This window comes from Caminicella sporogenes DSM 14501 (genome assembly GCF_900142285.1).
Taxonomy (GTDB): Bacteria; Bacillota; Clostridia; order Peptostreptococcales; family Caminicellaceae; genus Caminicella; species Caminicella sporogenes.
This window is the reverse complement of sequence record NZ_FRAJ01000006.1, coordinates 93,428-118,871: the sequence shown is the minus strand read 5'-3', so window position 1 is coordinate 118,871 and position 25,444 is coordinate 93,428. Positions and strand designations below refer to the sequence as shown.

Genomic DNA, 25,444 nt, shown 5'->3' with positions numbered 1-25,444 from the left:
AGCTTTATCCTATTTTTTTGCAACTTTCCCTTATTATTAAATCAGTAGGAATAATAACTTTTTTAGGAATTTTTCTATTTTCTTTAACCCTTTCAAGTAATAAACTAACAGCAGTTCTTCCCATAAACTCAGTATAAACCTTAACAGTACTTAATGGAGGAACTAAATATTTTGCTGTAGAAATATCATTAAATCCTATTATACTTACATCATCAGGTACTTTTATATCTGATTCATATAATGCCCTAATAGCACCTGTAGCCATAGTATCACTTGCTACAAAAAAAGCAGTTGGCAATTCCCCTTTTGCAATAGCTTCTTTCATCAATTTATATCCATCTTCTGCAGCAAATTTGCCAATATAAATATCTTCAGCATTATATATTCCTTTATCTTTTACAAATCTTTTATATGCTATCTTTCGCGGGTCTTCTAAAAACTCCTTTTTCTTCCCTATACATTCTAATCCTCCAATAAAACCTATTTTCCTATGTCCTAAATTAAATAAATATTCCATTACTTCCTGCATTGCTCTGTCAAAATCAATTACAACAGAGTCATATATTTTTTCGTTTGGAGAAAAATCTATAAATACAATATTTGACGAATACATTGACAACTCATAAACTTCTTCTTTACTGAATTTTCCTATGGCTATAAATCCATCTAAAACACTTAATTTATCCTCCATAAATTCTAAATCATTTCTAAAAATCGTTGTCAGTTCTATTTTTTTAATAGAACATTCATCTTCAACACCTTTTCTTATAGTGTAGTAATACGGGTCTTCTATCTCTTGTTCCTGTGAGTACCAATGTATAAGTCCAAATTTTAACCTTTTTTCAACATTTTTATTCCTCTGCTTAACTGTTTTATAATCTAATTTCCTAGCTGCTTCAAAAATTCTCTTTTTCGTCTCATCAGCCACAGAAATATTTTGATCATAATTTAATACTCGAGATGCTGTAGCAAGAGAAACATTGGCTAGTTTTGCTACATCTTTCAAAGTAGCCATAAAATTCTTCCTTTCGGTATTATTATTCACTCTCATTAAACTAAGCATGTATTATAATTTATTACTAATAATCTGTCAATTATATTTTTATAATGTTTCTATATCGAACTTTAACTCCGTCTTCTCATAATACTTTTCATTTACATCCAATATAGCCGAATTTAAACTGTCATGATTTATACCATCAGGTTCGTATTGAGTTTCAAAACAAATGCCATCATGTTTACTCCCTACTTTACCATACTTCAACTTTTCACCATTTGAAAAATTATGACTATAAACTACTACACTAGGATAAGTAGTATTAATTACCATTTTTCTGCCACTAAATTTATCATACATTTCAATCTGATTTTTAATTTCACTTAATATCCATACATGATCATATCCATTTGCTATTTTTAATTGAGGATAATCTTTATGAATATCTTTTCCAATGAGTTTAGCTTCATTAAAATCCATAGGAGTATTTTTGACATCAATAAACTTTCCTGTAGGTATTTGATTATTATCTAACTCTAAATAACTAGATGCTTTAATTTTTAAGTACTGTTCAGTTATCTTTCGCTTATAATTTCCTGATAAATTAAAATAAGAATGATTTGTCAAATTACATATCGTCTTTTTATCAGTATTCCCCTCATATTCAATTAATAACTCATTATTATCTGTTAAAGTATAAGTAACTTTTACATACAAGTTTCCGGGATAATTTTCCTCCATGTCTTTGCTAAAATATGTAAACTCTACTGATGTAGCCGTTTCTCTTTCTATAATATTATAATCCCAAATTCTAAAACTAAATCCTGTCGTTCCTCCATGCCCATGATTTATTCCAAAATTTCTATTTAGATTATATATTTTTCCATCTAACATAAATCTGCCATTAGCAATTCGTCCAGATGTTCTACCTACTGTCACTCCAAAATACGATGGATTTTCAATATAATCCTCAATATTTTCATATGTAAGTACTACATTCTCAATATTCCCATATCTATCAGGAACTAATATCTCTACTATAGCAGCTCCATAATTTAAAAATTTAACTTCCATATTTTTTTTATTTCTTACCGTTATCAATTTAATTTTTTTATCTTTCTTTTTTAATATGCTTTCAACAAAATACATAAAAATCACCTGCTTTAAAAGCTTAACATATTTAATCATATATACTACCCAAATACTATATATATCTTTTTAACTTTAAATATTATAGTATTTTTTATGATAGAGAATTGATAAAACGCTCAAAAGCTTTTAATCCCATCTCATCTTGCTTAAATACTCCTGCATCTATTAATATTCTTTCAAAAACTTTTCCTACTTCCATCTTCAATATATAATCAAAATCCATATCAGTATTTTCATACTTAGATTTTAAATATTTAAACCATTTTAGGTGCTTATTTAATTCTTCATACTCACTAATATTTTTATTTCCACTAAGACAGTCTTTTAACAATTCTAATTCATGTTTTAACCTAGCAGGTAATACAGCTAGACCCATAACTTCTATAAGTCCAATATTTTCCTTTTTGATATGATGAACATCTTCATGAGGATGAAAAATTCCAAATGGATACTCATCACTTGTTCTATTATTTCGCAGTACTAAATCTAACTCAAATTTATTATCTCTATATCTTGCTATAGGTGTTATTGTATTGTGAGGTTCTCCATTCGTATGAGATATAATATCTACACTTTCATCATTATACTGTCTCCATGTACTAAGTATCCTGCCGCCAAGCTCACTTAATCTCTCTCTTTTTTCACTTCTCATTCTTATAACAGATAAAGGCCATTTAACAATACCTACATCTACATCTTCAAAACCTCTTATACTCACTTGTTTTATTAGAGGAGCCTTCTCCATAGGAAATACATAGTTTCCACCTTGAAAATGGTCGTGAGATAAAATAGAACCTCCTACAATTGGCAAATCTGCATTAGAACCAATAAAGTAATGAGGAAATTTCTCGACAAATTCCAAAAGTCTTTCAAAAGTAGTTTTGGAAATCTTCATTGGCTCATGAGTACCTTTAAAGACAATTGCATGTTCATTATAATAAACATATGGTGAAAACTGTAAAAACCATTCTTCATTATTTAATATCAAAGGTATAATTCTGTGATTTTGCCTTGCAGGATGATTAACACGACCTGCATATCCTTCATTCTCTTTACATAATAAACATTTAGGATACGAAGATGACTTTAAATTTTTAGCTGCTGCTATAGCTTTTGGGTCTTTTTCAGGTTTTGACAAATTGATAGTAATGTCCAATTCTCCAAAGTCAGTTTTAACTTTCCATCTAATATTTTTATTAGTTCGTTCAGTCCTAATATAATTTGATGCCTTTGACATGTTATAGTAGTTCTTTGTTGCCAATTCAGGAGACTTTTTATATTCTTCATAAAATTTTCTTATAACTTCACTTGGTCTTGGAAGTAAACAATCCATAATCTTTGTGTCAAATAAATCACGATATGTTATTGTATTATGAGATAATATCCCCTGTTCATAAGCATAATCTAAAATATTATCTAAAATGGGCTGAGGATTTTCTAAATTCTCACTTTCTATTTCTACATCTTTATATTCATCTAAGTTTAAAATATCCAAAATTCTATTTACAGCATAAATTTTATCTTCCTCACACAATAGCCTATTTGCAATTCCATAATTTACAAGCCTTTTTATTTCTTTAAAAATACACACTATAAATCACCCCTTATCTAGATGAATTAATCAGGGCCATTTTATGTCATTTTCAATGTAACATCTAAATTCCCTTTTTAAAAAATATATATAAGAGGTAGCTTTTTATTAAATATAACTACCTCTTAATAAATAATTACTAAATTTCTCTAGCACCATCATCAACTGAAACTACATAAAAATCAGCTTTATATCCTATTTTTTCTTCATATTCTTTCCCAACTTTATCAATAAATTCATCAATATTACTACTATACACTAAATTTACAGTACATCCTCCAAATCCAGCACCTGTCATTCTTGCTCCAATTGCTCCATTCTTTAAAGCTGCTTCAACTAATACATCTAATTCTCTACAGGAAACTTCATAATCATAACGCAGTGAAATATGAGAATCATTCATTAATTTTCCAAACAATTTAATATTCCCATCATACAAAGCTTTCGCTGCCTTAATAGTTCTCTGATTTTCATAAACAGCATGTTTAGCCCGTTTTCTTTCTAATTCATTTTTAATTAAATTTTTATTCTTCTCAAATTCTTCTTCAGATAAATCTCCTAAAAAAGAAATATCAAGTTTTCTTTTCAATGCCTTTAAGGCATTTTCACATTCCATTCGTCTTTCATTATATTTTGAATCAGCTAAACTGCGTCTTTTATTTGTATTTGCAATAACAATAGAAATTCCATCTAATTTTATAGGTGCATATTCATATCTTAATGTATTAGTATCTAGTAAAATAGCATAATTTTTCTTTCCCATACCACATGCAAACTGGTCCATAATACCGCAATTTACACCTATAAATTCGTTTTCTGCCATTTGACTTAATTTTACCATCTCAAGCATATCAACATCTAGTTTATATAAAACTTTTAAAATTATACTCATAGCCAATTCAATAGATGCACTTGAAGATAATCCTGCCCCATTTGGAATATTACCATTGAAAAAAACTTCAAATCCTGTTTCAATTTTATATCCTGAATCTAAAAATTTTTTTACAACTCCCTTTGGATAGTTTGCCCAATCATGTTTTTTATCATATCTCAAATTTAAAATATCAAACTCCACAATACCTAAATCTTTAAAATTTTTAGAAAACAGTCTTATTTTAGAATCTCTTCTCTGCCTAGCTACAGCATAAGTGCCGAAGTTTAAAGCACAAGGAAAAACATATCCTCCATTATAATCTGTATGTTCTCCAATTAAATTAACTCTTCCCGGTGAAAAAAATGTATGAATTTTCTCTTCCGCATTTATTTGTTTGAAAACCTGAAAAAAGTCTTTTGTTAAATCGTCTAAATTCATAGCTGACACCTCTAAATTCAAGCATATATTTTTTACTTTTTCTTGATATATTTACGTGAATCAATTGCTACTGCAGATATAATTATAAGTCCCTTTATTATAAACTGCATATATGGGTTTATTCCAATAAAAGACAAACCATATGCTATAACTTGGAATATAAGAACTCCTGTTACTATACCACCTACACTACCAACTCCACCTGAAAAAGACAGTCCTCCAACTATACATGCTGCTATAGCATCTAATTCATACATATTACCAGTATTGTTAGTTGCACTACCAATACGAGCAGCTTCTAAACAGCCACCAAAACCATAAAGAAGTCCTGCTAAAGTATAAACCATTAATAAATATTTAACCACATCTACTCCTGATACAACAGCAGCTTCTTGATTTCCACCAATTGCAAAAATATTCTTTCCAAACTTAGTTTTATTCCATAATATCCAAATAATAATAGTAACTATTGTTGCATAAATTATAAGGTATGGAATCTTAAGACCACCAAAATTTAAATACCCTTGTGCAAACTTAGCAAATTTAGGGTCTAACCCACCAATCGGCTGTGCACCATAAGGCGGTCGGTCAAAATAAATCGAATTGACACCATAAACTATTATCATCATTCCTAGTGTTGCAATAAATGGGTCAACCTTTAATTTAGCTACAATAAATCCATTTATAAAGCTAAATAATCCTGTAACAAACATAACAAGCAATATTGGCAAAATAAGCGGCAACTGTGGTAAATTAGGATACATCTTATAAGCATAATCAGGTGCTTGTAAAAGTGAAGCCGATATTACAGCAGCAAATCCAACTTGACGTCCTAAAGAAAGGTCTGTTCCTTTAGCAACAATAATACCACCAACTCCAAGAGCAAAGATAACACGTGTCGATGCTTGAGCCAATATATTTTTAAAATTTCTAACCGATATAAAATCTGGTGAAACTGAAATAATAACTATAAGTAAACCAAGTAGTACGAAAAAAATTGCATTATCCATCATCCATGTCAATATATCTTTCTTAGATAAACTCTTTATCTTCTTTGAAATTGCATTAAACAATTTAATCACTCCTTGCCTTATAAAAACTTAGCTGATAGTTTTAATATTTCTTCTTGAGTTGTCTCCTTTGTATTTACAATACCCGCTACTCTACCATTACTCATAACTAATATTCTATCTGTAACTCCTAGCAATTCAGCCATTTCTGAAGATACCATAATTATCCCTTTACCTTTATTAGCCAAATCTATCATTAATTGATATATCTCATATTTTGCTCCAACATCTATACCTCTTGTTGGCTCATCAAGCAACAATATTTCAGGTTCTGTCAATAACCACCTTCCTATAATAACTTTTTGCTGATTTCCACCTGACAATGAACTTATAAGTGTTTTATGTGAAGGAGTTTTTACCCTCATACTATTAATAACCCAATTAGTATCATCTATTATTTTCTTTTCATCTAACAATTTATTACTTTTTATATATTTATCTATATTAGAAATAAAAGCATTAAATCTGACACTTAAAACAGGAAAAATCCCTGTCGCACGTCTTTCTTCTGTAACTAGAGCAAATTTATTTTTAATTGCTTCACGCGGATTTTTATTATTTATTTTTTTACCATGAAGATATATACTTCCAGATTCTATACGCCTTATACCAAAAATAGCTTCAACAAGTTCAGTTCTCTTAGCTCCTACCAAACCTGCAATTCCTAAAATTTCTCCTTTTCTAAGTTCAAATGAAATATCTTTAATCGATGGCTGATATGTTGCAGTTAAATTCTTAACTTCTAAAATTACTTCTCCGGGCTCATTTGTCTTTGGTGGAAAACGATTAGTTAAATCACGTCCAACCATCAAATTTATTATTTCATCAGTCGTTATATTTTCAATAAATTCAGTTGCTATCCAGCGTCCATCACGCATTATAGTAACTTCATCTGCAATTTCTTTAATCTCTGCCATTTTATGAGAAATATATATAATTCCTGCTCCTCTAGCTTTTAAAGCCCTTATAATTTTAAACAAATGATTTACTTCTTTTTCTGTAAGTGAAGAAGTAGGTTCATCCATTACTATTATCTTTGAATCATAAGAAACTGCTTTAGCTATCTCTACCATCTGGCTTTCGGATACTGTTAAATTTTGAATTTTTTCACGTGGATCTATAGGAATATCCAATTCTTTGAAAATTTTTAGTGTATCGTTATACATCTTGTCTTCATCAATAAAAAATCCCTTTTTAGGAAAACGTCCTAACCAAATATTATCCATTACCCTTGTTGTCTGTACTTGATTTAATTCTTGATGCACCATTGAAACTCCATTATCTAAAGCTTCTCTTGAAGAATGAAAATTTACTTCTCTGCCCTCTAATAAAATCTTCCCTCCATCTTTTTTATATATGCCAAATAAACATTTCATTAGAGTTGATTTACCTGCTCCGTTTTCTCCCATTAACGCATGTACACTACCCGGTCGAATTTTTAACTGTACACCGTCTAACGCTTTAACTCCGGGAAATTCTTTGGTTATACCTATCATTTCCAACAAATACTTTTCTTTTGACTGTGAATTATTGCTGCTCATAGGCTTTCACCCCATTCTATTCTCTATCTAAATAAACAAGGATGCAGATGCATCCTTGCAACAACTTACAATAAGCTATCAGTATATATTCATATTTCAATAGAAACTCTTATTTATATGCTTCCTCAGCCACTTCTATATTATCCTTTGTTATAGCAACATATGGTACACGTACAGCCTTCTTATCGTCTAACTTCCATTCAGTACCTTCTAATGGGTCTTTTCCATTAGCAACATTTAAAGCCAATTCTAATGTAGCTTTACCTTGATTCTTAGCATCATTTAATACTGTACCTACCATTAAACCTTTCTTAATTTGTTCTAATGCATCAGGAATTGCATCTACACCAACAACTGGCATAAATTTATCTCCTTCAAAATATCCATTAGCTTGTAATGATTGAAGTGCGCCTAATGCCATAGCATCATTGTTAGCAATTACAAACTCAATATTATCCCCATGCTTAGACAACCATGCATCCATTAATTCTTTACCTTTAACTGTATCCCACATTCCAGTTTGAAGCTCTAACTGTTCAACTTCTATACCTTCTGCTACTATAGTTTCTATAGAATATTTTGTACGTGCTTCAGCATCTGGATGTCCTGGCTCTCCTTTTAACATTACATACTGCATCTTTCCATCTCCATTTTTATCCCATTCAGGATGAGCCTTCCATGCCTTAGCTATTAACTGACCTTGTATAACCCCTGATTGAGATGATGTAGTACCTACATACCAAGCTTTATCATAAGATTTCATAGCTTCTTCACTTGGTTCTTTATTAAAGAATATTATTGGTATGTTTTCTTGTTTAGCTTTTGAAATTATCGTAGGAGCTGCTTGAGGGTCAACTAAATTAATAGCCAACGCTTTTACTCCTTTTGAAATCATCATATCTACTTGCTCATTTTGAGTAGCTTGATTATTTTGAGAGTCATTTAAAATCAATTCTGCCTTGCCTTTAGCCTCATTTTCTATAGCACGGCGTACAAAAGACATAAAATTGTCATCAAACTTATAAATCGTTACACCAATCTTCGGTAGTTCTGCTTTGTTTGCTCCTTCGTTACCTGTTCCAGTTTTTGAACCACACGCCGCTAATGAAAAAATAAGCGAAAATGCAAGTAATAATGTTAAAAATTTTCTCATTTAAAAATTCCCCCTTTTAAAATTTTTATTATTTTTATTGAAATCGTTTTCCGTATATGAAAATTTTACTAAACTTTTTAATGTGTTGTCAATCTATTTTTATAGTAAATTTTTGTTCAAAAAAAATTACTATACTTCTTATCAATGGGTAATTATTTAATTTAAGATATATACTTTATTAAAAAATACAGATATACATATTTCCTAACAAAATTATCTTGATTGTCTTGGAATAATTTTAAAAAAACTTAAAACAAATTAAATTTTAAAATAAAGTTACATAAATTTTTAGTAAAAGTTTACTAATTTAGTTTGCAACTTATAAACTTGACTTTGCAAGTTTGAAAATTTTCCTAAAGTTTTAAAAATAATTAGAAATTTAATCTAACTAAACTTAATCGCAAAAAATTTTTAATAATAAAAAAACTACGGATACCCGCAGCTTCTATAAACACAAACGATTACAAACAACCTTCTCATTTTATTTAAAAAATAGCTAAACAAATATATTCTTATATACCAAAGCCCATGTTTAATTCATTTTTTATATTATTATACTCATTAAGAACTTCATCTAATTGCTGACTTAAAAATATAACTTGTTTTACTAAAAGACTTTCATTATTATCAATTGATTCGTGCAAACATTTCCTCAAATATTCAATCTTGTCTTCTATTTTCTTTAATTCCTCCATCTTCATAGTTTATCTCCCCTAAGTACATAATTAATCTCATTCCTTGCTATATATAGTACCACAAAATGACAATCTGTACAATAATTTGTATGAATATTACAGTAAATTTATTGAAAATAATAAACTTTTCATTTCTTAGTTTATTAATTAAGTATAAATTTGTATAAATAAAGAAAACAGCGTCAAAAGCATTCTTGTTTTTTTAATCATTTTTGGCTAAATTAATAATAGTAAAATTTATTATCGTTTAAATAAATGAGGTGGTATATTTGTTAAATTTACCTAAAGACTTTTTAGAAAAAATGTCTTCTTTACTTAAAGAAGATTATGATTTATTTATAAAAAGTTATAAATCTCCTAAAGTTCAAGGAATTAGAATTAATACTTTAAAAATCGATATTGAAAACTTTTTAAACATCAATCCATTTCATTTAGAAAGTATTCCTTGGGTAGACGAAGGTTTTTTCTTTGAAGAAAAAGACAAACCCGGAAAGCATCCTTACCATGATGCAGGTCTTTATTATATTCAAGAACCTAGTGCAATGACTGTAGGCACTGTGCTTAACCCAAAACCCGGAGAAAAAATATTAGACCTGTGTGCTGCTCCCGGTGGAAAATCTACTCACATTGCCTCTAGACTTCAAGGAAAAGGTATTTTAGTTTCAAATGAAATAATTCCTTCCAGAGCAAAGATATTATCTCAAAATATTGAAAGAATGGGAATAAAAAACTGTATAGTAACAAATGAAAGCCCTGAAAATCTCTCTAAAATTTTCAAAGGATATTTTCATAAAATATTAGTTGATGCACCTTGCTCTGGAGAAGGTATGTTTAGGAAAAATCCTGAAGCAATAAAAGAATGGAATCTTAAAAATGTATCATTTTGTGCAGACAGACAGTTAAATATTTTAAATAGTGCCGCTGAAATGCTAATGCCTGAAGGCATACTCGTATATTCAACTTGTACATTTTCACCAGAAGAAAATGAAGGTGTAATCGATAAATTTTTAAAAAAGAACAAAAACTTTGAAATACAAAGAGTAAATACTTATAAATATTTTGATAACGGCAAACCTCAATGGATAAATTCTACAAACGAAAATCTAAAAAATACAATAAGACTTTGGCCTCACAAATTAAAGGGAGAAGGTCATTATATTGCCATTTTAAAAAAAAGAGATGATAATATATATACAACGAGAAAAGCTAAAAAAATTAAACCACTGAAATTAAAAAATAATCTAAAAGATTTTTACGATTTTTGCAATAATTTTTTAACTAAAACACCAGAAGGAAATTATTTTTTATTTGGAGAACATCTTTATATTTCACCTCTTGAAATAACAGATTTTACTAAGCTAAAAGTATTAAGACCCGGATGGCACTTAGGAACTTTTAAAAAGAACAGATTTGAACCATCTCATGCTCTAGCACTTAGTTTAAAATCTACTGAAGTAAAAAATACTATACCTTTTAAATCTTCATCAGAAGAAATTTATTTATATCTAAAAGGAGAATCCTTAAAAATAAATGCTAAAAAAGGCTGGTCATTAGTCCTTATAGATGGCTACTCTATTGGTTGGAGTAAAATATCTAATAATACATTAAAAAACCATTATCCTAAGGGATTGAGATGGAATGTATAAATAAAGCTGTTTGTTTTGTTTAGAAATTAACCTCTAAACAAGACAGCTTTTCTCAAATACTGTTCTTAATTCAATTATATTTTTACCTTTATCTGATAATTTTTACCTATAGTTTTTATTCTTTATTTGTTTTATCTATTTTAAAATGCTACTTACTTTAATTTCCTTCTTTCTATAATATTGTATAGTTGATTATAAAAATGTAATATATTAATATCTTGAGTAAGTAAAACATAAAATTTATAAATATATAAATTTAGTACTGATTAAGTATTCCAAGTTTTCTTGCTTTTTTAAAAAAGTACTTGAAAATATAAACTCCAACTATAATCCAAAATAAAGAAGACAAAATAAGAATATTTAAATCCACAACATTATATTGTGAGTTCGCTATAGATTGTCTAGCAACAATTATGCCATTATATAAAGGAATTATTCTATGAATATTAAATATCAGACCTTTTTCATTAAATATACCACCAATAAATAATAAAATTATTTGAACTATAAAAACAAGTTTTGATATTCTTTTCTCTTTTAGAGCTAAACCTCCAAAAATCAAACCAAAACCATACATTCCAATTAGAGTTATTAACAAAGAAACTATGGAAATTATTGTGAATGATAATCCTATATTAAAGAATATCTTAGAAATAATCAAAAGCATAATCGTTTCTAATATTATAAGTGTATTTCCTGAAAGTAGTTTTCCAAACAATAATATTGGTAGCCCTACACATGCCATTAATTTTTGTTCCAATGTTCCTTTAGTTGCCTCTGAACTAATTTCTGAGCTGGCAAAATTAATTGTTGACACTGAAAAATTCCAAAAAACATATCCTAATAACATAAGTGATTTAGAATCTGTAGAATATGTATTATAAATAGAACCCAAACTATTTCCTGAATTCATAAAAACCAATGCAAAATAAAGTATTGCAATTGTTGCCATTTCTGAAAAAAAGTTCATCTTATATGAAAACAATTGTTTTAAACCCAAGCGGTATTCAGCATAAACTGCTTTTAAGTAATTCATTTTTAGCCCCCCTCTTTTGCATATATCTCTATATATTGCTTTTCAAGACTCTCTTGAGTAAGTTTCTTTTCACTAATTATGGACTGTATAATTCCATTTTTAAGAAATATATAGTTATCTGATACTCTTGTCATAAATTGTGATTCATGTGAAGTTATTATAATTGTTACGCTCTCTGTTGTTTTTAACATATTAATTAAATCAACTAATTGTTTTTTTGAAACAATATCTAATCCATTTGTCGGTTCATCTAATATTAACACTTCAGGTCTATGGAGTATTGCTGTTATTAAACTTACTTTTTGACGTTCTCCTAAAGACAAAGTTCCAACTTTTCTATTTAGAAGGCTTTTTATTTCAAATTTATTTATTAAATCATCAATTCTATTTTTTAAAGTATGCATATTAACACCTTTTAAAGTTCCAAAATAATAAAAATTATCAAGTACTGTTACTCGCCAATATAAATTACGCTGCCCATCAAAAACACAACCAATTTTAGACATTATTTTAGAACGATTCTTTTCATTCATTTGTAATCCAGAAATATAAATACTCCCTTCATCAATATCTAATAATCCACATATTGATTTAATTAAAGTTGTTTTTCCACTCCCATTTGGTCCTAAAATACATGTTACCTTACATGGTTCAAAATTAATTGATATATTTTGTATTGCTGTAACATTTTTATATAATTTAACTAGATTTTTAACTTCTATCATACATAGTATTCCTCCTTAACATAGTATCTACTGTAAATCAATACACTTTTTAATGTATCATTATCTTTTATAGCATGATTTATTTTACATTCTAAAGAAAATTCATTCTCATTTATCAGTTTAATAATGTTAGAACCTTAAGTGAAATTAAATCTTATTTTCACTAAATTATTTTCATTTAAATACATATTAATATTAATCTTCAGTACATTTGAATATGTAAATTTTTTACTTTTTAAAAAAGTGTAGCACACTTTATAAAATTTGTAAATATTTTCGTGTAAACTATTTTATTTTTTTGAAAATTATGTTATTATTGTCGTGTAGATTATTCAATATTGGCAGCATAAAATCAATAATTTTAAAGTTAACAATATATTCTTTTAAGTTAAATAAAGTTGATGATTTGGAATCAAGTGCCCCTGTTGACTCATCAAAGTGCAGTATAAGTATTTCCTCTTGAACCATATACTTTTTTTAAATCCTTAACATCTAAAATAATACTCATTTATTTTACCTCCTGTAAATTTATTTTTATTTCTTACTAATATTTTTTATAAAATTATTCTACTTAAATTACTCATTTTAAACCATTTATTTAACTAACAAATAAGATATTAAACTTACAGTTTTGTCACATTTCAAAAATAAATATATTTTTTATAACACTTTATCTCAATATTCCAAATTACAAATATTATTATACATTTAATTCTAACCTTATAATTCAATTATCAATTGTCAATTAATTATCTTAAGTAACTTCCATTTATTTAAAAATCATAATTTTTTATAAAAAATATTTACGTTTTTAAATAAAAAAAGACTCTTAAAAGAGCCCTTTCCTTTACTATTCTTTAAAACCAAACTGGCTTTTTATTGCATTATGAGGTATTTTGTAAAGTAATTCCTCAATTAATCCAAAAGGACATAACCACCCACATATAAAATCTCCCTAATAAACCTCCTATCAACATTTTATAAATATAAGCATAAAACTAATAATTTTTTTCATTCTTTCACTCATTTACAAAATTATTTTTATTCTTTATTTTACACGATTTATTTAATTCAAACAATTGATTTACATTATAAAACATAGTTTCTATTTTACATTTTCATAAGATAAACAAAAATATCTTCAAAAATTCCAAAATCTAATATATCTCAATATTATATCGGCAAAAAAGCTGCTGACAATTCATTTTGTCAGCAGCTTTTTATTTTTATTTCTCATTTTTTTGTAACTTCTTTAAAAATTCAACTGCTCTATCAGGAAAATCAGTAAATATTCCATCTACTCCTACTTTATTGTAAAAGATATCTAACATATCTTCAAAGTTTTCAGCATATTTAGGTATTCTTCCTTTATCTAATCTAAATGTATAAGGATGTACTTCAAGACCTGCCTCATGAGCTTCTTTAACTAAATTTGTTATCTTTAAATTTTCTCTAGTAGAATCATTTTTTACTATCATAGGTTTCCATGGTCCTACTCCATCAGCATACTCAGCAATTTTTTTCATTGCACCTTTTTCAAACATCCAATCATAATTGTAAGGAACTGCCTTTCCATTTTTATACTCCATTGTTTCATTCCAACTTGTTTCTGCTATCAATTGAACTAATTTTAAATCCATTCCTAATTTAGGCATAAGCTCATTTTTAATTCTCTTTAATTCATTAGCATCAAAACATTGAAGATAAATTTTAGAATTTTTAGAAATATATCCATATTTTTTAAGTACCTTTAAAACTTCCAAACTAATATCTTTTCCCTCATGTTTATGGAACCATGGTGCTTTTATTTCTGGATAAATACCTACATTTTTACCTGTACTCTTATTAAGTCCTTGAATCATTTCTATTTCTTCTTCTAAAGTATGTACCCTAAAAGAAGATTTCCATATAGGAAAACGTTCAGGAAAATTAGCTACTTCTTTTCCGTCTTTAATACTAAAACCTTCTGTCATTTCAAGCTTTTTAATTTCATCTAATGTAAAATCAATCACATAATATCTCCCATCTTTTCTCTTTCTATCAGGATAAACTTTTGCTACATTTGTAACTCTATCAAGATAATGATCGTGTAATACTACTAATTTATTATCTTTTGTCATAACTACATCTTGTTCAATATAATCTGCACCCATAGCGTAAGCCATTGCTTTTGCTTCTAAAGTATGTTCAGGCAAATAACCACAAGCTCCTCTATGTGCTATTACAATCTTCTTTCCTTGCTGTGCATAAGACATATTGCTACAAAATGCAATCACAGTAAATAAAGCAATAAATAAAGCAAATACCTTTCTCATTTGCAACCTCCTTTTCTTTTTTTATAAATATATTTTATATTATTAAAATATATATTAAATTTTGTTAAAATTTATGTTAAATCTTTATTTTTTTTATATTCTTTGATTTTTTTATTAGTTCTTGATTATAACTTTTATAATCTCAAATATTTAAAGGCTATCCCAAAATGATTAAAAAATCATTTTGAGATAGCCTTGTTAATTAATCAATTATTATTTATAAAGCAGAATATAGCTCCGCCTCTAGGTCCTCTTAAAGTTTTATGAGTAGTTGTAATTACAAAATCAACATAATGTATAAATAAACTATATACATTCTTTCTTATAATTTTTATTCTTTATTGAATTTCTTAAAATTACAATAAATTCTCTCTCTTTTAAATTCTCAACTTATAACCCACAGATTCAAATATACTATACTATAATATACCCTTGTCCCTTTTTAGTTTTAATAAAATCTTTAATATTTATTTCTTCAAGCTTTTTTCTCAGTCTATTAATATTTACAGTCAATGTATTATCGTCTACAAAACTTTCATCTTCCCATAGACTCCTCATAATTTTTTCTCTGCTTACAATACTACCTGCATTTTTCATCAATATATACATAATTTTAAATTCATTTTTAGTAAGTTCTACTTGCTTCCCTTCATATAAAACACAACTATCATTTATGCTTAGAAAGACATTATTATATTCAATAACATCGCTTTCTACTTTCATATAAGAATACGTTCTTCTAAGAATAGCATTAATTTTTGCTATCAAAACATCTATAGAAAAAGGCTTATTGATAAAATCATCTCCACCCATATTAATAGCCATAATAATATCCATATTTGTGTTCCTAGATGAAATAAAAATTATAGGTACTTTTGAAAATTTCCTTATTTGGTTGCACCAGTAAAATCCATCATATAGAGGAAGATTAATATCCATAAGTATTAAATGAGGTCTATACTTATTGAAAACATTTAAAATATCAGAAAAATCTTCTACTACCTTAACATCAAAAGCCCATTTTATTAGATTTTCCTTAACAATTTGTGCTATCTTAAAATCATCCTCAACTACCATAATTTTAAACATATTAATCCTCCAAATCTTAATATAATAATTTCATTATAAAATAATTTTATAAAAACTGCCTATTATCTAGGCAGTTTCTAAGTTTACAATTTTATTATAATAATTCACCGTTAATAAATAATACCCCAAATAAATCAATATATATACTATCATAATAAAAACTACAGGATTTACTATATTAAGATTGAATAATTTATAATTCATAGTAATAGCAACTAGACTATGAAATATTCCCATAAGCAAAGGAAACCCAAATATCACTCCTATTTGCTTTGCAATAGATTCTTTTATTTCTTTTCTGCTTACTCCTATATTCCTTAATATTAAATATCTTCTCTTTTCTTCATTAGCTTCTGTTAATTGTTTGAAATAGATAATACTACCATTAGCAATCAAAAATACTAATCCTAAAAAAACACCAATAAATAAAAACATTCCCATAAGCATCAAAGTCGGCATATTTTCTAAACAATAATTCCATTCAACATCTTTCGGAATAATTTTCATAATTTCTTTCGTTAATTTTTTACTATCTAATTCATTCTTTATTTTATAGCTCTTTATCCTATCAACACTATTTTTATCATAATATCTAGCATAAATATTATCTTTTACAACAAATGTATCTTCAATTCTATATCTATTCATAGCATAATACTGCTTATGTGCTACAACTTTAAATTTTTGTTTTTGCTTATTAGATATTAATTCTACTATACTTCCTGTAATTATTTCATCTTTAGACCTAGAGTATTTTAATAACACTACTTCATTGTCATTATTTAAATGTATTTTATCTTTTAATCCTCTTATTTTAGCTATTTGATTAAATTTACTTTCTGATATTAAATAAACTTCTTTTATTTTCTTAGTTTTATTAAACTTTTGGTAAACTTTAATAAACTCTGCTTCTAATGAATTTATCAACTTATTTTTAGGATATTTAGATATTATTTCTTCAACTTTTTTATCTATTGTTTTATCATTAGAAATATACGAATAAGAAAAAGGATGTGAGATAGTATTTTCTTTTACTATAGTATAATACAAAGAATATGTTATTCCCATTGAAGTTAATGTAACAGCACTAAGTATTGCTATTACAGATAATGTAAATGAATTACTCTTTATTCTATATGACAGCTGACTTAAACTTATTATATTAGTTCCCCTATAATACCTTTTTTTATTCTTTTTTAAACTCTTTATAACAAAAACCAAAAAAGAATTAAAAAACATAAATGTCCCCATAACAGATGTTGTAAATACAATAGAGGTATTCAGTAAAAAGTTGCTTGTATTAACATTAAGTCCTACTACATAACCTATAAATATAATTATTATTGAACTAAGAGCCATAATTACTGAAGATTTAGGTTCTTTTTCTTTAATGTTTTGTGCTCTAAAAAGTTCAATAATACTAAATCTATAAATAATGGTATATCCATATATTGATATAATTAAAAATAAAATTCCAAAAGTAAAAATAGTATTTAAAATTGCTTTAAAACTGACTGTAAATTTTACTGCTATTAAAATATTCATAAATCTAAACAATATCATTATAAATAATTTGCTCAATATACTTCCTAATACCAAACCTATTCCTAAAGCAATCATACCCATTATTATATTTTCATAAAACAACATTCTTCCTATTTGACTTTTCTTTATTCCAAATAGTGAATAAAGAGCTATCTCCTTTTTTCTTTTTCTCATAAAAAAAGAAGTTGAATACCATATAAAAATTAACGAAAATACAAATAACACTATAGAAGCAAATTTAAACACTATTAAAATTTTTTCTTCTCCTTCAATAAAATTTACAATTTGCCTATTAAACCTAATAGATGTAAAAGTATAATAAATAATCACATTAAACACTATAGACATGAAATATATAAAATAATTATGAAAATTTCTTTTTATATTCTTAACACAGATATTAAATAAAGTCATCATTATCACCTCCAAGCACTGCTAAAACATCAAGTATTTTATGAAAAAATTCTTTTCTACTCTCTCCTTTTACAAGTTCTGTAAATATAACTCCATCTTTTATAAATAATATTCTATTGCAGTAACTTGCTGCAAAAGCATCGTGTGTTACCATCATTATAGTAGCTTTATTATTTTCATTTAAATCAGATAATGCTTGTAAAAGCTCTGTTGATGATTTAGAATCAAGTGCCCCTGTTGGTTCATCTGCAAGTATAAGTTTAGGTTCATTTATAATAGCTCTAGCTGCTGCCGTCCTCTGCTTTTGTCCTCCTGAAATCTCATATGGATATTTATTTAATATATCAGCTATCCCTAATATGCTTGCTACTTTATTTACTTTTTTTTCAATCTTTTTAGGATTAATTTTAGCAATAGCCAGTGGAAGAAGTATATTTTCTTTAACAGTTAATGTATCAAGCAGATTAAAATCTTGAAATATAAAACCTAATTTATCTCTCCTAAATAATGATAATTTGTTTTCATTCATTCTCAATATGTCTTTTCCATCTATAGTTACAACTCCTGAAGTTGGTTTATCTATAGTTGAAATTATATTCAAAAGAGTAGTCTTGCCAGCACCTGAAGGTCCCATTATGCCTACAAATTCTCCTTCTCTTATTTGTAAACTTATTCCACAAAGTGCAGTATAAGTATTTCCTCTTGAACCATATACTTTTTTTAAATCCTTAACATCTAAAATAATACTCATTTATTTTAACCTCCTGTAAATTTATTTTTATTTCTTACTAATATTTTTTATAAAATTATTCTACTTAAATTACTCATTTTAAACCATTTATTTGACTAACAAAATAAGATATTAAACTTACAATTTTGTCACACTCCAAAAATAAATATATTTTTTATAACATTTTATCTCAATATTCCAAATTACAAATATTATATACATTTAATTCTAACCTTATAATTCAATTATCAATTGTCAATTAATTATCTTAAGTAACTTCCCTTTATTTAAAAATCATAATTTTTTACAAAAAATATTTACGTCTTTAAAAAATAAGACTCTTAAAAGAGCCCTTTCCTTTACTATTCTTTAAAACCAAACTGGCTTTTTATTGCATTATGAGGACAGCTATCAATACATTCTCCACATCTTATACATTCTAAACTATTTGGATTTTTATAAACTTCTATATCTAATTTGCATTTTTGACTACAAATCCCACATTGTGTACATTTATCTAAATCTATATTTAATTTATATACACTAATAGGATTAAATAATGAATATATAGCTCCTAACGGACATATAAATCTACAAAAAGGTCTAAAAATTACTATAGACAATATGATAATTATAATCAATAAAGTTATCTTCCACACAAACAAAAATCCTATTGCTAATCTTAGTGATTCATTTAAAATAACAAGAGGTATGCCTCCTTCAATAGTTCCAACAGGACATATATATTTACAAAAAGTTGGAGAACCCATACCTATATCATTAACCCAAAACATAGGCAGTAAAATTACAAATACAATTAATATTACATACTTTAAATATTTTAATTTTTCAAATCTTTTACTCACTCTAAACTTTGGAGAAGGTATTTTGTAAAGTAATTCCTCAATTAATCCAAAAGGACATAACCACCCACATATAAATCTCCCTAATAAACCTCCTATCAACATTAAAAACCCAACTACATAAAATGAAAACTTATATTTTATATCAGATATAATCGCTTGTAATGAACCAATGGGACAAGAACCTAATGCACCCGGACAAGAATAGCAATTAAGTCCGGGTACACATATTTTTTTCAAATTTCCTTTATAAATATTCCCTTCAAAAAAACCCTTAAAATAACTATTTATACCTATGCTAGTTATTATTTGAACTAATTTTCTCTTCATATTAACCAATTCCTATACACTCCAGACATATATTTATTGCCTTTATGAATGTTTTTCCAACTTCCCCTCGATATATGCCTAATCCAATAAAAACAAATCCTAATATAAATATTATTTTTCTTATTTTATCTCTCATAACCTCCACCTAATTTATACTTTTCAAAGCTTCTTCTATTATTTCTTTATATCCCTCTCTATTCCTTGAACCAACTATAGGTTTACCTATAATCTCTCCTTTATCATTTACAAGTATAGATGTTGGTACAGCTCTTATTTTACTTATAAAATCATTCATAAATTTTTCATCTGGTATTATATTTATAAATGTTACATCTGTCTTTCTTAAAATATCTAATACGCCAATTTCATTATCAATACCATCAGCAGCAATACCTATAATATTTACTTCCTGTCCTTTCATTTCTTCATATAATGCCTGCAACTCAGACATCTCTTGTATACATGCGCCTCAGCCAGTCGCCCATATATTTATCATTGTAAGTTTGTTTCCTTTAAATATTTCATTATTAACCTTTTTATCATTTACATCTTTGAGATCAAACTTAGGCATAACTTTTAAATCTTCTAAAGATACTTTTTCTTTTTTTGCTCCACAGCCTACCACACTTATACCTATTATAAATATAAGCATAAAACTAATAATTTTTTTCATTCTTTCACTCCTTTACAAAATTATTTTTATTTTAATTTATATTATAAAATATAATCTCAAATCATCTCAAATCTCAATTTTATATTTTCGTAACATTAAAATAATCTATCAATTTAGGAAAATGTATCACTATTTTCGTATATTTCTTAAATTTTGATTCTATTGTTATATCATGTCCTAATTTTACTGCTAACTTCTTTGATAAATAAAGACCCATTCCCGTTGATTTATAATTTTTCCTTCCATTGTATCCAGTAAATCCTCTATCAAACACTCTTGATATATCTTCCTTTTTTATCCCTATACCATTATCTTCAATTATAAGTCTTTTTTCTTTTTCATCTTTCTCTGCATAAATTTTTATATAACCACCTTTTTCGGTATACTTTAACGAATTATCTACAATTTGATTGATTATAAACATCAACCATTTTTTATCAGTATGTACACTTATATTTACATCTTTAATATCAATCTTAATTTTTTTATTTATAAAAACCTTAGCATGTTTTTTTACAACCTCTTTTACAACTTTTTCTATATCTGTTTCATTTATCAAATAATCCTTTGAAAAATCATCTATTCTTGAATGATACAATACTTGCTCAACATATTTTTCTATTTTATCAATTTCTTCTTCTAAACTCTCTAATATTTCTTCTTTAGATTTTGCTGCACTATTTTCTATAATCAATCTACTTACTGAAATAGGAATTTTAATTTCATGAACCCATGAAGTAATAAACTCTAAATTTTCTCTTTTTTCTTCACATAACTTCTCTATTTTTTTATTCTGTTGCTCATATATACTAATTAAAAGCTTATTATACAAACTATGTATGTAAGTACCAAAATTAGGCAAACAATTAATTATATTTTCTTTTCGGTTTTTTATAATATAATTTATATCTTCATAATATCTTTTATATAATAAATATTCTCCTATTAAGTAAAATAAAAATAAAACAATAGAAACAAAATTTATATATAATATATTATCTAACCTTACTTTTATAGTTACATCTAAATATATTACTAATGATATAAATCCCATTAAAATAATATAAAATAAAATCAAATACTTCTTGTCTAATATATATTTTCTAAAATTCATAATTATCTACCTACATATTTTTTTATTATATTATTCTAGTTATATTTTATATAAATTTGAACGTTTTGACCATTTATTTATCTAACAAATTATTATTTTAATCTTACATTTTCGTAAGATAAACAAAAATGTCTTCAAAAATTCTAAAATCTAATATATTTTAATATTATGTAGAATCATTTTTTACTATTTTTTTATATTCTTTGATTTTTTTATTAGTTCTTGATTATAACTTTTATAATCTCAAATATTTAAAGGCTATCCCAAAATGATTAAAAAATCATTTTGAGATAGCCTTATTAATTAATCAATTATTATTTATAAAGTGGAAATTTTTCACAAAGCTTTTTAACACGTTCTTTTGCATGTGTCAAATCTTTATCTCTATTATCTATAGTCCAGCTTATAATATCAGCTATTTCTACCATTTCTTCTTTTCCAAAACCCCTAGTTGTAACAGCAGGTGTTCCTATTCTTATACCACTAGTTACAAATGGACTTTCCGTTTCATTTGGTACAGTATTTTTATTTACAGTAATACCTATTTCGTCTAATAAATGCTCTGCTGCTTTACCAGTTATATTTTTATTTCTTAAATCAACTAACATCAAATGATTATCCGTTCCTCCTGAAACTAAATTAAATCCCCTATCTTGAAGAGCATTAGCTAAAGTTTTTGCATTTTCTATCACATTTTTCTGATATTCTTTAAATTCATCTGACATAGCTTCTTTAAAGCAAACGGCTTTTGCTGCTATAATATGCATAAGAGGTCCACCTTGTATACCCGGAAATATACTCTTATCTATTAGTTTAGCATATTTTTCTTTGCAGAGTATAGCTCCACCTCTAGGTCCTCTTAAAGTTTTATGAGTAGTTGTAGTTACAAAATCAGCATATGGTACTGGACTAGGGTGAAGCCCAACTGCAATTAATCCAGCTATATGAGCCATATCTACCATCATATAAGCTCCTACTTCATCACAAATTTCTCTTATCTTTTTAAAATCAATTATTCTTGGATAAGCACTCGCTCCAGCTACAATCATCTTAGGTTTTTCCTTTATAGCTAACTCTCTAAGTTTTTCATAATTTATGTATCCATCATCGTCTACTCCATATGAAACTACATTATATAATTTTCCTGAAAAATTAACTGGACTTCCGTGAGTTAAATGTCCTCCTTCAGATAAATTCATACCCATTATCTTATCTCCGGGATTTAATACTGCAAAATAAACTGCCATATTAGCTTGAGAACCTGAATGTGGCTGAACATTTGCATGCTCTGCTTCAAATAACTTTTTCATTCTGTCACGTGCTAGATTTTCTGCTATATCTACATACTCACATCCCCCATAATATCTCTTGCTTGGATAACCTTCCGCATACTTGTTTGTAAGAGGTGACCCCATAGCTTCCATTACAGCTCTACTAGTGAAGTTTTCAGAAGCAATAAGCTCAATCTTATTTTCTTGTCTTTCTTTTTCTAATATAATACTTTCATATAACTCCGGGTCCTGACTTTTTAAAAATTTAAAATCCATATTCTTTCCCTCCAATCATTTCTATAATATGCATCTTATTTTCTATAGATGCACATTTATTTATATATCTGATTAATGTTAATATTCTATATAAAACATTAATTTCCTTTAAAATATAATATTTATTATTTATATGTTATACTAAACTTGTCTAATTCAATAACTCTTACTTTTAATATGGAGGAATAGACATGAAAGTAGCTATTTTAGATGCTCAAGGAGCAGGCCTCGGTCAAACTGTCATTAAAAAAATAAGAAAAGAAATAGGAAAAAATATATATTTGATAGCTTTAGGAACTAATCAAGTAGCTACTTCTAATATGATAAAAGCTGGAGCAGATGAAGGTTTAACTGGCGAAAGAAGTATTTTCCTTTTTTGTAAAAATAATGAACCTGATTGCATAATAGGTCCTATAGGAATAATATGCAGTGGAGGCATAAAAGGAGAAATTACACCGCTAATTTCTAAGACAGTTTTTGAAATGAATTGTACAAAATACATAATTCCTTTAAAAAAACATGGAATCTATATCCCCGGTACAAGAAATCTTAAAATAAAAGAAATCATTGAAGAAATTGTCTTTAACATAAAAGAAAAAATGATGTCATAAATTATGACATCATTTTTTCTTTACTCCAGATATATAGTACATCTCATCATTATCAATAGCTATTTCTACTTTAAAATACTTTGACATTATTCCTGCTGTTACATCTACAGGTGGCAGCTTATCATCTTTAACATTCTCATTTTTACTGTGAATTTCATTTATTTTTTCCTTACTTTCCGAATGTGCAATAATTATTTTCCCACCAACACTAATAAGGTCATATAAATGTCTAAACAATTTATTTTTATCTTTAAAATGTGGATACGCTGAATAGATAAATATGTATTCAAAATCTTTATTTTCTTTATAATCCATAATATCACTTACAATAAACTGAATTCTTTTATCTTCATATTTACTTTTGGCAACTTCTATCATCTTTTCAGCAATATCTACTGCAACAACTTTCAATGGATTTTTTTCAATCAAATACTTAATTAATACACCTGTACCAGTTCCCACATCTAATATCTTAGAATTTTCCCTTATATTAGATAATTCAATTATTTTTTTTATTTTTTTATCATCATGTATACACATTTCATCCCATTTAAATGCCACTTTATTAAAAAATTCCCTGTTATTCATTTACACTTACCTTCCTTTTTTCTATAGCTTTAATAATAATTGGTATAAATACAATCTGAATTAAAATTCCCCAAATAGACTTTATAAATGCTGACATTAAAAACATCTTAAATACAAAAACTTTACCTCCTAATGTCAATAATAAATAATTTGCAATTCCAGAAATAAATCTACCTATAATCATAGCTATTATCAAAGATATATAAACATTTACTCTCTTGTTTTTATACAAATACCCTGTTATAAATCCGTAAGTTGCTAGCTCAAATCCCATAGATATTGCTACTGGATATAAAGGCGGCATACCTGTAAGAAAAGAATTTAAAAATGGAGTAATAAAACCTATCATAACTCCATATCTTTCACCAAGTACAAATCCGCATAAAAGTACAGGTATATGCATTGGTAAAAATATAGGTCCAGCCATTCCAGTTGCATGAAAAGCATAAGGTAAAATTAATCCCAATGATAAAAACAAACTAGCTTTTACAAGTTCATTAGTTTTAGACATAATACCAACCTCCTCTATATTTTCAAAAAATAAAAGATAGAGCAATATTGCCCTACCTTCGTGGTAAAGAACTAAATTAATAAAATATTAAATTTTTCATTAAACAACTTATAAAAATACAGATTTTCGTAATCTGCAAACAATATGATACCACAATTTTTATATAGTTTCAATCAATAAATATATACCAAAACTT

Annotated in this window: 26 protein-coding genes; 2 read left to right on the top strand and 24 right to left on the bottom strand. The window is 26.8% G+C overall.

Features of this window, described 5'->3' with window-relative positions:
- Positions 1–4: 4 nt before the first annotated feature.
- The 8 genes from BUA90_RS04550 to BUA90_RS04515 all read right to left on the bottom strand — a co-directional run bounded on the left by BUA90_RS04550 (position 5) and on the right by BUA90_RS04515 (position 9,517).
- Complete coding sequence (locus tag BUA90_RS04550; RefSeq protein WP_072966201.1) at positions 5–1,015, bottom strand: LacI family DNA-binding transcriptional regulator; 1,011 nt, start codon at positions 1,013–1,015, stop codon at positions 5–7.
- Positions 1,016–1,102: 87 nt separating this feature from the next.
- Positions 1,103–2,146, bottom strand: a complete 1,044-nt coding sequence (locus tag BUA90_RS04545; RefSeq protein WP_072966200.1) for an aldose epimerase family protein — start codon at positions 2,144–2,146, stop codon at positions 1,103–1,105.
- A gap of 94 nt (positions 2,147–2,240) precedes the next feature.
- The gene (gene galT, locus BUA90_RS04540) at positions 2,241–3,740 is read right to left on the bottom strand and encodes a UDP-glucose--hexose-1-phosphate uridylyltransferase (protein ID WP_330390659.1); all 1,500 of its coding nucleotides are present in this window, start codon (positions 3,738–3,740) and stop codon (positions 2,241–2,243) included.
- 139 nt (positions 3,741–3,879) lie between these two features.
- Entirely contained in the window at positions 3,880–5,052 is a 1,173-nt protein-coding gene (locus tag BUA90_RS04535) for a galactokinase (RefSeq protein WP_072966198.1), read from the bottom strand.
- Positions 5,053–5,084: 32 nt separating this feature from the next.
- Positions 5,085–6,125: a galactose/methyl galactoside ABC transporter permease MglC gene (gene mglC / locus BUA90_RS04530; protein ID WP_242945039.1), complete on the bottom strand. Its 1,041-nt coding sequence runs from the start codon at positions 6,123–6,125 to the stop codon at positions 5,085–5,087.
- A 17-nt stretch (positions 6,126–6,142) separates the two neighbouring features.
- Positions 6,143–7,663 (bottom strand): galactose/methyl galactoside ABC transporter ATP-binding protein MglA, encoded by a 1,521-nt coding sequence (gene mglA / locus BUA90_RS04525; protein WP_072966197.1) that lies wholly within the window; start codon positions 7,661–7,663, stop codon positions 6,143–6,145.
- A 109-nt stretch (positions 7,664–7,772) separates the two neighbouring features.
- The gene (mglB, locus tag BUA90_RS04520; RefSeq protein ID WP_072966196.1) at positions 7,773–8,816 is read right to left on the bottom strand and encodes a galactose/glucose ABC transporter substrate-binding protein MglB; all 1,044 of its coding nucleotides are present in this window, start codon (positions 8,814–8,816) and stop codon (positions 7,773–7,775) included.
- Positions 8,817–9,328: 512 nt separating this feature from the next.
- Complete coding sequence (locus BUA90_RS04515) at positions 9,329–9,517, bottom strand: aspartyl-phosphate phosphatase Spo0E family protein (RefSeq protein ID WP_242945038.1); 189 nt, start codon at positions 9,515–9,517, stop codon at positions 9,329–9,331.
- A 263-nt stretch (positions 9,518–9,780) separates the two neighbouring features.
- Between BUA90_RS04515 and BUA90_RS04510 the strand changes: the two genes are divergently transcribed.
- Positions 9,781–11,157, top strand: a complete 1,377-nt coding sequence (locus BUA90_RS04510) for an RsmF rRNA methyltransferase first C-terminal domain-containing protein (RefSeq protein WP_072966195.1) — start codon at positions 9,781–9,783, stop codon at positions 11,155–11,157.
- Between the two features lie 256 nt (positions 11,158–11,413).
- Here the strand turns inward: BUA90_RS04510 and BUA90_RS04505 are convergent, their stop codons facing one another.
- The 14 genes from BUA90_RS04505 to glyA all read right to left on the bottom strand — a co-directional run bounded on the left by BUA90_RS04505 (position 11,414) and on the right by glyA (position 23,538).
- Complete coding sequence (locus BUA90_RS04505; RefSeq protein WP_072966194.1) at positions 11,414–12,193, bottom strand: ABC transporter permease; 780 nt, start codon at positions 12,191–12,193, stop codon at positions 11,414–11,416.
- Between the two features lie 2 nt (positions 12,194–12,195).
- On the bottom strand, positions 12,196–12,918 hold the full coding sequence (locus tag BUA90_RS04500) for an ABC transporter ATP-binding protein (protein ID WP_072966193.1): 723 nt from the start codon (positions 12,916–12,918) through the stop codon (positions 12,196–12,198).
- Between the two features lie 850 nt (positions 12,919–13,768).
- Positions 13,769–13,834, bottom strand: a complete 66-nt coding sequence (locus BUA90_RS12815) for a hypothetical protein (RefSeq protein ID WP_242945047.1) — start codon at positions 13,832–13,834, stop codon at positions 13,769–13,771.
- Between the two features lie 310 nt (positions 13,835–14,144).
- Positions 14,145–15,233 (bottom strand): glycerophosphodiester phosphodiesterase, encoded by a 1,089-nt coding sequence (gene glpQ / locus BUA90_RS04490; RefSeq protein WP_072966192.1) that lies wholly within the window; start codon positions 15,231–15,233, stop codon positions 14,145–14,147.
- Positions 15,234–15,439: 206 nt separating this feature from the next.
- Positions 15,440–15,559 (bottom strand): hypothetical protein, encoded by a 120-nt coding sequence (locus BUA90_RS12810; RefSeq protein ID WP_416386379.1) that lies wholly within the window; start codon positions 15,557–15,559, stop codon positions 15,440–15,442.
- Between the two features lie 88 nt (positions 15,560–15,647).
- The gene (locus BUA90_RS04480; RefSeq protein ID WP_072966191.1) at positions 15,648–16,322 is read right to left on the bottom strand and encodes a response regulator transcription factor; all 675 of its coding nucleotides are present in this window, start codon (positions 16,320–16,322) and stop codon (positions 15,648–15,650) included.
- Between the two features lie 66 nt (positions 16,323–16,388).
- Positions 16,389–18,281, bottom strand: coding sequence for an ABC transporter permease (locus BUA90_RS04475; protein WP_072966190.1), 1,893 nt, complete (start codon positions 18,279–18,281; stop codon positions 16,389–16,391).
- Complete coding sequence (locus tag BUA90_RS04470) at positions 18,268–19,032, bottom strand: ABC transporter ATP-binding protein (protein WP_072966189.1); 765 nt, start codon at positions 19,030–19,032, stop codon at positions 18,268–18,270. The genes BUA90_RS04475 and BUA90_RS04470 overlap by 14 nt, the downstream gene beginning before the upstream one ends.
- Positions 19,033–19,373: 341 nt before the next feature.
- A complete protein-coding gene (locus BUA90_RS04465; protein ID WP_072966256.1) occupies positions 19,374–20,204 on the bottom strand; it encodes a 4Fe-4S binding protein in 831 nt (276 codons plus the stop codon).
- Between the two features lies 1 nt (position 20,205).
- Positions 20,206–20,340: a CD1871A family CXXC motif-containing protein gene (locus BUA90_RS12695; RefSeq protein WP_278301982.1), complete on the bottom strand. Its 135-nt coding sequence runs from the start codon at positions 20,338–20,340 to the stop codon at positions 20,206–20,208.
- 9 nt (positions 20,341–20,349) lie between these two features.
- Positions 20,350–20,655 carry a TlpA family protein disulfide reductase gene (locus tag BUA90_RS04460; RefSeq protein ID WP_072966188.1) on the bottom strand — a complete coding sequence of 102 codons (306 nt, stop codon included), beginning with the start codon at positions 20,653–20,655 and terminating at the stop codon, positions 20,350–20,352.
- 18 nt (positions 20,656–20,673) lie between these two features.
- Positions 20,674–20,877 carry a hypothetical protein gene (locus BUA90_RS04455; RefSeq protein WP_072966187.1) on the bottom strand — a complete coding sequence of 68 codons (204 nt, stop codon included), beginning with the start codon at positions 20,875–20,877 and terminating at the stop codon, positions 20,674–20,676.
- A 79-nt stretch (positions 20,878–20,956) separates the two neighbouring features.
- A complete protein-coding gene (locus BUA90_RS04450; protein WP_072966186.1) occupies positions 20,957–21,991 on the bottom strand; it encodes a sensor histidine kinase in 1,035 nt (344 codons plus the stop codon).
- Between the two features lie 314 nt (positions 21,992–22,305).
- Positions 22,306–23,538 carry a serine hydroxymethyltransferase gene (gene glyA / locus BUA90_RS04445; RefSeq protein ID WP_072966185.1) on the bottom strand — a complete coding sequence of 411 codons (1,233 nt, stop codon included), beginning with the start codon at positions 23,536–23,538 and terminating at the stop codon, positions 22,306–22,308.
- Positions 23,539–23,729: 191 nt separating this feature from the next.
- On the opposite strand from glyA, the gene BUA90_RS04440 reads away from it, so the two are divergent.
- Positions 23,730–24,149 carry a DUF3842 family protein gene (locus BUA90_RS04440; RefSeq protein ID WP_072966184.1) on the top strand — a complete coding sequence of 140 codons (420 nt, stop codon included), beginning with the start codon at positions 23,730–23,732 and terminating at the stop codon, positions 24,147–24,149.
- A 9-nt stretch (positions 24,150–24,158) separates the two neighbouring features.
- Here the strand turns inward: BUA90_RS04440 and BUA90_RS04435 are convergent, their stop codons facing one another.
- Entirely contained in the window at positions 24,159–24,737 is a 579-nt protein-coding gene (locus BUA90_RS04435) for a class I SAM-dependent methyltransferase (RefSeq protein ID WP_072966183.1), read from the bottom strand.
- Entirely contained in the window at positions 24,730–25,248 is a 519-nt protein-coding gene (locus BUA90_RS04430; RefSeq protein WP_072966182.1) for an ECF transporter S component, read from the bottom strand. The genes BUA90_RS04435 and BUA90_RS04430 overlap by 8 nt, the downstream gene beginning before the upstream one ends.
- Positions 25,249–25,444: the final 196 nt, after the last annotated feature.

What these genes read in the sequence shown, in the direction of transcription:
- BUA90_RS04545 (WP_072966200.1), bottom strand. Translation starts at nt 2,146, where the DNA reads ATGTATTTTGTTGAAAGCATATTAAAAAAGAAAGATAAAAAAATTAAA.
- BUA90_RS04500 (WP_072966193.1), bottom strand. Translation starts at nt 12,918, where the DNA reads ATGATAGAAGTTAAAAATCTAGTTAAATTATATAAAAATGTTACAGCA.
- BUA90_RS04460 (WP_072966188.1), bottom strand. Translation starts at nt 20,655, where the DNA reads ATGTCTGAGTTGCAGGCATTATATGAAGAAATGAAAGGACAGGAAGTA.
- BUA90_RS04470 (WP_072966189.1), bottom strand. Translation starts at nt 19,032, where the DNA reads ATGAGTATTATTTTAGATGTTAAGGATTTAAAAAAAGTATATGGTTCA.
- BUA90_RS04515 (WP_242945038.1), bottom strand. Translation starts at nt 9,517, where the DNA reads ATGAAGATGGAGGAATTAAAGAAAATAGAAGACAAGATTGAATATTTG.
- BUA90_RS04550 (WP_072966201.1), bottom strand. Translation starts at nt 1,015, where the DNA reads ATGGCTACTTTGAAAGATGTAGCAAAACTAGCCAATGTTTCTCTTGCT.
- mglB (WP_072966196.1), bottom strand. Translation starts at nt 8,816, where the DNA reads ATGAGAAAATTTTTAACATTATTACTTGCATTTTCGCTTATTTTTTCA.
- BUA90_RS04535 (WP_072966198.1), bottom strand. Translation starts at nt 5,052, where the DNA reads ATGAATTTAGACGATTTAACAAAAGACTTTTTTCAGGTTTTCAAACAA.
- BUA90_RS04480 (WP_072966191.1), bottom strand. Translation starts at nt 16,322, where the DNA reads ATGTTTAAAATTATGGTAGTTGAGGATGATTTTAAGATAGCACAAATT.
- glpQ (WP_072966192.1), bottom strand. Translation starts at nt 15,233, where the DNA reads ATGAGAAAGGTATTTGCTTTATTTATTGCTTTATTTACTGTGATTGCA.
- BUA90_RS04455 (WP_072966187.1), bottom strand. Translation starts at nt 20,877, where the DNA reads ATGAAAAAAATTATTAGTTTTATGCTTATATTTATAATAGGTATAAGT.
- BUA90_RS04435 (WP_072966183.1), bottom strand. Translation starts at nt 24,737, where the DNA reads ATGAATAACAGGGAATTTTTTAATAAAGTGGCATTTAAATGGGATGAA.
- BUA90_RS04475 (WP_072966190.1), bottom strand. Translation starts at nt 18,281, where the DNA reads ATGACTTTATTTAATATCTGTGTTAAGAATATAAAAAGAAATTTTCAT.
- BUA90_RS04430 (WP_072966182.1), bottom strand. Translation starts at nt 25,248, where the DNA reads ATGTCTAAAACTAATGAACTTGTAAAAGCTAGTTTGTTTTTATCATTG.
- mglA (WP_072966197.1), bottom strand. Translation starts at nt 7,663, where the DNA reads ATGAGCAGCAATAATTCACAGTCAAAAGAAAAGTATTTGTTGGAAATG.
- glyA (WP_072966185.1), bottom strand. Translation starts at nt 23,538, where the DNA reads ATGGATTTTAAATTTTTAAAAAGTCAGGACCCGGAGTTATATGAAAGT.
- BUA90_RS12695 (WP_278301982.1), bottom strand. Translation starts at nt 20,340, where the DNA reads ATGAGAGATAAAATAAGAAAAATAATATTTATATTAGGATTTGTTTTT.
- BUA90_RS04440 (WP_072966184.1), top strand. Translation starts at nt 23,730, where the DNA reads ATGAAAGTAGCTATTTTAGATGCTCAAGGAGCAGGCCTCGGTCAAACT.
- BUA90_RS04505 (WP_072966194.1), bottom strand. Translation starts at nt 12,193, where the DNA reads ATGAATTACTTAAAAGCAGTTTATGCTGAATACCGCTTGGGTTTAAAA.
- BUA90_RS04450 (WP_072966186.1), bottom strand. Translation starts at nt 21,991, where the DNA reads ATGAATTTTAGAAAATATATATTAGACAAGAAGTATTTGATTTTATTT.
- BUA90_RS04465 (WP_072966256.1), bottom strand. Translation starts at nt 20,204, where the DNA reads ATGAAGAGAAAATTAGTTCAAATAATAACTAGCATAGGTATAAATAGT.